General features: G+C 67.7%; 9 protein-coding genes and 1 pseudogene. 5 read left to right on the top strand and 5 right to left on the bottom strand.

The window, feature by feature from the left end:
- Positions 1 to 146 precede the first annotated feature (146 nt).
- On the bottom strand, positions 147 to 482 hold the full coding sequence (locus tag MLGJGCBP_RS26160; protein WP_087555753.1) for a carboxymuconolactone decarboxylase family protein: 336 nt from the start codon (positions 480 to 482) through the stop codon (positions 147 to 149).
- 282 nt (positions 483 to 764) lie between these two features.
- Here MLGJGCBP_RS26160 and MLGJGCBP_RS26155 point away from each other — a divergent pair, with 282 nt between their 5' ends.
- The 3 genes and pseudogenes from MLGJGCBP_RS26155 to MLGJGCBP_RS53795 form a co-directional block, all read left to right on the top strand.
- Positions 765 to 1,178 carry a (R)-mandelonitrile lyase gene (locus tag MLGJGCBP_RS26155; RefSeq protein ID WP_160099023.1) on the top strand — a complete coding sequence of 138 codons (414 nt, stop codon included), beginning with the start codon at positions 765 to 767 and terminating at the stop codon, positions 1,176 to 1,178.
- A gap of 31 nt (positions 1,179 to 1,209) precedes the next feature.
- On the top strand, positions 1,210 to 2,196 hold the full coding sequence (locus MLGJGCBP_RS26150) for a quinone oxidoreductase family protein (RefSeq protein ID WP_160099021.1): 987 nt from the start codon (positions 1,210 to 1,212) through the stop codon (positions 2,194 to 2,196).
- A gap of 71 nt (positions 2,197 to 2,267) precedes the next feature.
- Positions 2,268 to 2,861: pseudogene (locus MLGJGCBP_RS53795) on the top strand (class I SAM-dependent methyltransferase); the annotation flags it as partial.
- 153 nt (positions 2,862 to 3,014) lie between these two features.
- Here MLGJGCBP_RS53795 and MLGJGCBP_RS26140 read toward each other — a convergent pair.
- The 4 genes from MLGJGCBP_RS26140 to MLGJGCBP_RS26130 all read right to left on the bottom strand — a co-directional run bounded on the left by MLGJGCBP_RS26140 (position 3,015) and on the right by MLGJGCBP_RS26130 (position 5,624).
- On the bottom strand, positions 3,015 to 3,221 hold the full coding sequence (locus tag MLGJGCBP_RS26140; RefSeq protein WP_087555990.1) for a hypothetical protein: 207 nt from the start codon (positions 3,219 to 3,221) through the stop codon (positions 3,015 to 3,017).
- A 212-nt stretch (positions 3,222 to 3,433) separates the two neighbouring features.
- A complete protein-coding gene (locus MLGJGCBP_RS26135) occupies positions 3,434 to 4,057 on the bottom strand; it encodes a maleylpyruvate isomerase family mycothiol-dependent enzyme (RefSeq protein ID WP_160099019.1) in 624 nt (207 codons plus the stop codon).
- A gap of 116 nt (positions 4,058 to 4,173) precedes the next feature.
- Positions 4,174 to 4,326 (bottom strand): hypothetical protein, encoded by a 153-nt coding sequence (locus MLGJGCBP_RS50650; protein WP_179220111.1) that lies wholly within the window; start codon positions 4,324 to 4,326, stop codon positions 4,174 to 4,176.
- Positions 4,327 to 4,403: 77 nt separating this feature from the next.
- The gene (locus tag MLGJGCBP_RS26130; protein ID WP_236581367.1) at positions 4,404 to 5,624 is read right to left on the bottom strand and encodes an MFS transporter; all 1,221 of its coding nucleotides are present in this window, start codon (positions 5,622 to 5,624) and stop codon (positions 4,404 to 4,406) included.
- 71 nt (positions 5,625 to 5,695) lie between these two features.
- Here MLGJGCBP_RS26130 and MLGJGCBP_RS26125 point away from each other — a divergent pair, with 71 nt between their 5' ends.
- Both MLGJGCBP_RS26125 and MLGJGCBP_RS26120 read left to right on the top strand, forming a co-directional pair.
- Positions 5,696 to 6,634 (top strand): LysR family transcriptional regulator, encoded by a 939-nt coding sequence (locus MLGJGCBP_RS26125; RefSeq protein ID WP_160099015.1) that lies wholly within the window; start codon positions 5,696 to 5,698, stop codon positions 6,632 to 6,634.
- Positions 6,631 to 7,395 carry a 2-phosphosulfolactate phosphatase gene (locus MLGJGCBP_RS26120; RefSeq protein ID WP_160099013.1) on the top strand — a complete coding sequence of 255 codons (765 nt, stop codon included), beginning with the start codon at positions 6,631 to 6,633 and terminating at the stop codon, positions 7,393 to 7,395. Before MLGJGCBP_RS26125 ends, MLGJGCBP_RS26120 begins: the two co-directional genes overlap by 4 nt.
- Positions 7,396 to 7,405 lie beyond the last annotated feature (10 nt).

Raw genomic sequence — 7,405 nt, 5'->3', positions numbered from 1 at the left:
CATGGAGTTCCTCACCAACATCATCGAGTCGAGCATTCTCCACCATGGTGCACCACGGGGTGAACAGTAATTCACCCGGTGCGGGTGTTGTGCGCCGTTTTAGCCGTATGGCGGTGGTAAACCCCAGCTCGGCAGATGCGACGACTTCAGCCTTCTGCGCCCTCCCGCTCGTCGACAACGGTCCGCAGTGCGCGTATCGCGGCGGAGGCGGACGGCCAGCCGGCATAGAACGCGAGATGGGTGATGGCCTCGCCGATCTCCTCCGCGGCCAGGCCGTTGTCCAGCGCCTTCCCGAGGTGGAAGTGCAGCTGATCGGGGCGGCTTTGTGTCACCAGCGAGGCGATGGTCAACAGGCTGCGATCGCGCGGCGGCAGCTCGGGGCGAGTCCAGACGTCGCCGAACAGCACATCGTCAGTCAGCTCCACGAGTTTGGGGGCGAGCGAGCCGATCGCTTGCTGAGCCCTGGACGGTTGATCCACCATTGAGTCCTTCCGAATGGACTGCACAGGAACGTATTACGTCTGCTTCCACGACGGTCGAGGACTGCCCGTCATGCAATAATATATAATCTATCCAAATGCGATCGTCAAACTCCGTGCACCCGAGCAACCGATCACGATGCTCGACCCAGAGCCACGCCCTGTGCCCTCCACGGCACGCGGGGCCGCAACGCTGAGGGAGGTACTGCGATTGCCTGGAAGAGCAGGCCCCCCGCGAGCTCGGGTTCGACCTCGACCTCGACACCGACAACTGAGGAGCACATCATGGAGTTCATCACCCCCGTCCCCACGGGCAAGGGTCCGGCCGGACAATTCACCGGCGACGTCTGGTACGACATCATCTACGCAGGCGAGGAACCCTCGCGGGCGCGGACGAACATGGTTCGCTTCTCCCCCGCCGCCCGCACGTTCTGGCATCGCCATGTCCTCGGGCAAACCCTGCACGTCGTCTCCGGTGTCGCGCTGGTCGGTACGCGCGACGGTATCGTCTTCGCGGCCCACCCGGGCGAGACCGTGACCTGTCCTGCCGGTGAGAAGCACTGGCACGGCGCCGCCGAAGACCGGTTCATGGAACACCTCGCGATCTGGGAAGGCGACGGATCCGGCGCGCCGGAGACGACCTGGCTCGAGGAAGTCACCGACGAGCAGTACCACGCACCGCGCACCCGCCGCCCCTGAACAATCCGAACACCACCAGAGGAGATCACCTGTGACCGACACGATGCGCGCACTCGTCGGCGGGATCGGCCCCGACTGGGTCCTCGAGGAGGTGCCCGTTCCGCAACCCGGACCGGGTCAGGTCCTGATCCGGAATCGGGCCGCGGCGACCAACAACGCCGACATCCCGATGCTCACCGGAGCCGACCCCACCGCGGGCGGGCACGGCAGGAAGTACATCGCAGGGTTCGAGTACGCCGGTGAGGTGGCCGCACTCGGCGAGGGTGTGGACACCTGGCAAATCGGTGACGCGGTGATGGGGTCGATCCCGTCGGCCTTCGCGGAGTACGTGGTCACCGACCACCGATTCGTCCTGCCCCGCCCGGAGGGACTCGACCCGGAGATCGCCTGCGCGTTGCCGACGGGCCTGCTCACCGAACACGGCGCGCTCACCACCGCCGGGTTCACGGCAGGGCAGAGCGTGCTGATCACCGGCGCCTCGACCGCGATCGGCCTCATCGGAGCCCAGATGGTCACGGCGTTGGGTGCCTCGCAGGTGATCGGCACTACGCGCAGCAGCGCCAAGCGGGACCTGCTGACCGGCGTCGGCGTCGATTCCGTCATCGTGACCGGCGAGCAGGACTTGACCGAGGCGACGCTGGCCGCCACCGACGGCCGCGGCGTGGACGTCGTGCTCGACCATGTCGCGGGGCAGACCTTCGCGGACTGCCTGCGGGCGACGAAGGAGGACGGTCACGTGGTCAACATCGGCCGCGTTGCCGGTCCGACCTCGACGATCGACATCGATCACCTGTCCTACCGTCACCTCACCGTCCACGGAGTGTCCTTCGGGTTCACCCGTGACTGGGAGATGTCCGCAGTCATCGCCGGCCTCCTGCCCGAGGTCCTTCCCGCCGTCGCCCGTGGTGAGATCCGTCCGGTCATCGACTTGACCGTGGAGTTCACGCAGTTCCAGCGGGCTGCCGATCGGCTGCGTTCCGGTGAGGCGCTCGGAAAGATCGTGATCACCCTTCCCTGACGACCGTTGCGGCAGTCGAGCCGCCAGTGACGAGTTCGGCTACGCCGCGCCAGGACCCAGCGGCGACTTCGATGCGCCATGATCGGATCGTGGCGATATTCAACGACTACGACAAGTACGCGTCGGCGTACGACGCCGACATCGAGGACAACGTGTACAACTCGTTGTACGAGCGCCCCGCGATGCTGACGCTGGTCGGCGACGTCGCCGGCCGGAGGGTGCTGGATGCGGGCTGCGGCAGCGGTGTGCTGGCGCAGGCGCTCGTCGCCGCGGGCGCTGCAGTCACCGGCGTCGATGTCAGTACGAACCTGCTCGCAATCGCCCGAAACCGCCTGGGACCCGACGTCCCGTTGATCCAGGCAGATCTCGGCCGGCAATTGCCCATCCGGTCGTCGACCTTCGATGTCGTCGTCGCGTCGCTGGTGATGCACTACCTCCACGATTGGTCGGGACCGTTGTCCGAGTTTCGACGGGTACTCGCGCCGGGCGGGTGCGTCGTCATCTCGACGCATCACCCGTTCGTGGACTTCAGGCCGTCCGGGCAGGGCGACTACCTCGGCACGTTCGAGTTCACCGAGAAATGGGTCAAGTCCGGCGAGACCTTCCTCATGAGGTTCTGGCACCGGCCGTTGCATGCAATGTTCGACGCCTTCACCGCGGCAGGATTCACCGTCGAACGCGTCTCGGAGCCGCGCCCCGGTACCGCTGTGCGTGATCGCTCCCCCGAACTCTTCGAGCAGCTCAGCCGTGAAGCTCCGTTCATCTTCTTCATCCTGCGCAGCGGCGACCACCAGCCCATGCCGGCCGGGGAGACGCTGTCAGGGAATATGCATCAGCTTTCCGGCGAGGGTGAACAGGCGGCGGGCGAGCCTCATGACGGGCAGGCCCAGGGGAATCAGGAGGATCGTGACGCACAGTATCCCGCCGACGAGCCACACCACGGCCGCGACGATCCCCAGCACCGTGCCGAGTACGGCCGTGAGGATTCCCAGCACCACATCGAGCAGGCCCTTTAACAATCGCATGATGACCTCCTGGTTACAGTCTGCCCGCATGCACACCGGATCGCACCTGCCGAAAGTGGCCTGCACCAGCGATGCTCGGTTGTGTCAGACCACCCGCTCGAGTGCGCGGACGTCTGCGTCCAGTTTCCTGTACAGCCAGTAGACGGCGACGAACGCGAGCCCGGAGGCCGCGCACAATCCCACGACCGAATCGCGCCCCCTGCGGGACGATTTCAGAGCGCCATAGCCAGCGTGCCGACTCCCGGTCCGTCGAGGTCGTCCAGCGCCACCTTCCGGCCGGAGACGGCCAGAAGGAGTGACAGGGCGTTGCCGCTCACTTCCGGGCCGTCACCGATGGATACGTCGGCGTCCGCGGCCGTCAGCCGGACACGGGCGACAAGTTCCTTGGCGCCGCCGAAGGACGCCGGGGTGCGCGTCTGCAGGCGGAGCGATCTGACGACTGCCTCCGCCGGGTAGGAGCGGGTGAGACCCAGCGGTCGACGGATGTCCTCACCGTGGACGACCTCCTCGACGAGCCGGCTGTCGAGGGGCGCCGGGGGTGTCGACGTGCGCGACGCCACCCGGCGAAGCCGCTCCAGCGTCTCCTGCGGCGAGGCACCGCGTTCGCGTTCCACGCCGCGAGCGTTCTGGCGGTCGAAGTCGAACCGCGCCCGGGCGAGCCCGACCACGAACCCGAGGCGCGTCGTCCGAGTCGTGTCGATCAGGTGAGCGACCACGTCGTGGACCGTCCACTCGCCGCAGAGCGACGGCTCGTCCCACCGCTCGGCGTCGAGGTTCACGAGGTCGTCGATCAGCGCGGCACGCTCCGCGTGCACCATCGACCAGACATCTTCCACGGCTCTCTCCTTCGGTCGGACACATCGTCTACCGTGTAGGACTCCCCGATCCGCGGAAAATCATCGGTCACCCGGTCGCGAATTCGACGTCCGGCAACTCGGGTTCGAGTGTCCGGTCAAGACCGGCGATCGTCACAGACTTCGGTTCGGCCGTCGAACGTACACGCGCACAGCGGGTTCGGTTCCGCTCCCCCGAACAGTGCGACCGCCAATCCCAGGACACCGATGCCGCCGGACAGCACGGCACCGAGCAGGAATACGTCAGTCATCAAGCACCCTCCCCTTGTCTCTCGTCCCCCATTACAACAGTTCTGCCCTCGGATCGTAGCCCCGGCCCACCGGGGATTCACCGCGGCGGGTTTGCCTTCGGGAGAAGCGCGAGGACGAGGGCCAGCATCGTCAGGACGAGGACGAGCACGGCCACGCCGCCCCACTGCCCGCTCGCCCAGGCGATACCTCCGACCCAGCCGAACAGGCTGGATCCGGCGTAGTAGGAGACGTTGTACAGCGCCGTCGCCTGTGCACGGCCCGTTGTCGCATGCGCGCCGACCATGCCCGATGCGACGGCATGGCCGACGAAGAGTCCGGCGGTGACCGCGGCCAGACCGAGGAGGATCAGGATCAGCGATCCGTCGAGGCTCAGCACCGTCCCCCCGGCCATGAAGGCGCAGGCCAGCACGAGCACGGTTCGGTGGCCGAGCCGTCCCACCAGCCAGCCCGCGGCGCGGGAGCCCGCAGTGCCCGCCAGGTACGCGAGAAAGATGAGCGACACCACCGTCGGCGCGAGATGATAGGGGGCCGTCTCGAGGCGGAAGGGAAGGTAGTTGAAGACCGCCACCATGCCGCCGACGAGCAGCGCACCGATGCCGAACAGTGCCAATAGCCGGACATCCCGTAGGTGAACGGCGAGCCTGCCGCCGGACGGGACGGAGGAGCGCCGCCCCCGCCCGGCGGGTAACAGCACGATCAGGACGGCCATCAGAATCGCCAGGCCCACTCCGAGAATCGCCAGCGCGGGATGCCACCCGAGATGATCCGCCACCGGGACGACCAGAAGCCGACCGCTCAGCCCACCCAAAGATGTTGCGGCAACGTAGGAACCGGCCAGCACCGCCGTCCGCGCCGGAGCCGCGATTTCGTGGAGCAGCGTCATCGCCAACGCGGGCAGTCCACCGAGCGCCACACCCTGCACGAAGCGTCCCGCCACCAGCGCCTCGAACGTGGGAAGCCAGGGGACGGCCACGGCGAGCAGCCCGGCGGACGCCGCCGCATACCGCATCGCGGTGGGACGTCCGACTCGATCCGAGAACCGGGCCCACGGCAACACCGACAACGCCAGCCCGAGGGTGGCCGCCGAGACCAGGAGCGACGCCTGCGCAGCACTGACGGAGGCGTCGTGCCCTATCTGCGCCAGAAGCCCTTGCGGCGCATACATCAATGCGAAGGTCGCCAGGCCCGCACACCACAGGGCCGCCGAGAGTCGGCGGTCCCGATTCGACTCCCTCGGCAGATCTCGCGAGGCGACCGGCTCGCGGGTGTCCCTCTCGGTGAAATGCGTAGCGGACATGCCTTCGACGGTAAAACGACACGACCGATGAATCCAATGCATGTTGGGCGAAGAACTCATACAGTTGGATCATGAATAGTGAGGGGGTCAAGGCCCTGCTGCCGCACCTTCCCGTCCTCGTCGCCCTCGGCGAGGTCGAACACGTGACCGTTGCCGCCGCGATGCTCGGAATGCCACAGCCCACGGTCAGCCGGATAGTCCGCCGACTGGAGAAGCAACTCGGCACACCCCTCCTGGAACCGGACGGGCGGGGCGTCCGGTTGACGGATGCAGGCCGGACGCTGGTGCCGTACGCGCAACGCGCACTCGAAGCGGTCGTGGACGGCCTCGACGCCGTCCGGACCCAGGACCGACGGACGCGTGCAACCGTTCGGATCGCCTTTCAGACGTCGCTCGGCGAGCACCTCGTGCCCGAGTTGATTCGGATCGTCCGCGCAGAGGATCCGGCGATCCGGTTCGTCCTCAGCCAGGGCGCGCGGCGCACGTGCCTGAACACCCTCGTCGACGGGGAGGCCGACATCGCCCTCGTTTCTCGTCTCCACCCCCCGCCGGACGGACTGACGGTCACGCCGCTGTTCGAACAGCCACTCGTCGTCCTGGTGCCCTCCGACCACCCCCTGGCCGTCTCGACATCGACGACGATCCGCGACCTCGCATCCGAGCCGATCATCACACTCAAGCCGGGCTACGGCCTCCGCGGATCCGTCGACGACCTGTTCGCACGGGCCGGCGCTCTCCCCACGATCGCGTTCGAAGGCGAGGACCTCCGGACCGTGTCCGGCCTCGTGGCATCCGGCTTGGGCATCGGCATCATGCCGGCCGCCGACACTCCCCCACCCGGCTGCGCGCAGATACGCCTCGACGATCCCCGAGCGACCCGGGACATCGGTGCCGCGCTGCTGCCCGGCGCCCCGCGATCCGCGGTCACCACGGTGCTCACCGCCCTCGTCGCGCTCACCTCGACGGAGAACCGTCACGCCGAGCAACCGAACCCGAGGGAATCGACGTGAACCGCGAACATCTTCAACTGAACTACGGACTGCGATTCGACTGGGGCCTGCCGGGGGCGAAAGCCGTCGGGGCCGCCGCCGATGTCGCGGTCGTGGTGGACGTCCTCTCGTTCACCACCACCCTGACCGTGGCGGTCGACGCCGGCATCGCCGTGCTGCCGTACCGATGGAACGACGATTCGGCGGAGCGCTACGCCCGCGAGTCGGACGCGACCCTCGCCGTCGGGCGCAGCCGCGCGTCGAACGAGCAGATCAGCTTGTCGCCGAACACGATTCGATGCACCACCGCGCCGCGCAGGCTGGTCCTCCCCTCGCCGAACGGATCGAGCATCTGCTTCGAACTCGGCACCGGAGCCGGGGTGTGCGTCGGAGCGTCCCTACGGAATGCGACCGCGGTCGCCGGCTGGATCGCCCGGCACTGCACGCCGACGTCGGTGGTGTCGGTGATCGCCGCCGGTGAGAAGTGGCCGAGCGGCGAACTCCGGCCGGCGATCGAAGACCTGTGGGGTGCGGGCGCCGTGATGTACGCACTGACCGCGACCGGCTGGGACGCCGAAGCGTCGCCGGAAGCACTGATGGCCATCGCCGCCTGGCGCGCCGTCGCAGACACCCTCCCGCAGTCCCTCGCGGCATCTGCGTCTGGACGTGAATTGCGCGCAGCGGGATACCCGGAGGACGTCGCCATCGCCGCCGAAGTCGACCGGAGCACCGCCGTCCCGGTCCTCGAGGACCGCGTCTTCCGAGGACGGGAAGCCGGTTGACCGTCGGATG

Origin of the sequence: Rhodococcus sp. T7 (assembly GCF_009872365.1) — a bacterium.
Classification (GTDB): Bacteria; Actinomycetota; Actinomycetes; order Mycobacteriales; family Mycobacteriaceae; genus Rhodococcus_F.
This window is presented reverse-complemented; position numbering and strand designations above follow the sequence as displayed.

Excerpts from the sequence above, each read along its gene's own strand:
- MLGJGCBP_RS26140 (WP_087555990.1), bottom strand. The coding sequence starts at position 3,221 with ATGCGATTGTTAAAGGGCCTGCTCGATGTGGTGCTGGGAATCCTCACG.
- MLGJGCBP_RS26160 (WP_087555753.1), bottom strand. The coding sequence starts at position 482 with ATGGTGGATCAACCGTCCAGGGCTCAGCAAGCGATCGGCTCGCTCGCC.
- MLGJGCBP_RS26155 (WP_160099023.1), top strand. The coding sequence starts at position 765 with ATGGAGTTCATCACCCCCGTCCCCACGGGCAAGGGTCCGGCCGGACAA.
- MLGJGCBP_RS26130 (WP_236581367.1), bottom strand. The coding sequence starts at position 5,624 with ATGTCCGCTACGCATTTCACCGAGAGGGACACCCGCGAGCCGGTCGCC.
- MLGJGCBP_RS50650 (WP_179220111.1), bottom strand. The coding sequence starts at position 4,326 with ATGACTGACGTATTCCTGCTCGGTGCCGTGCTGTCCGGCGGCATCGGT.
- MLGJGCBP_RS26125 (WP_160099015.1), top strand. The coding sequence starts at position 5,696 with ATGAATAGTGAGGGGGTCAAGGCCCTGCTGCCGCACCTTCCCGTCCTC.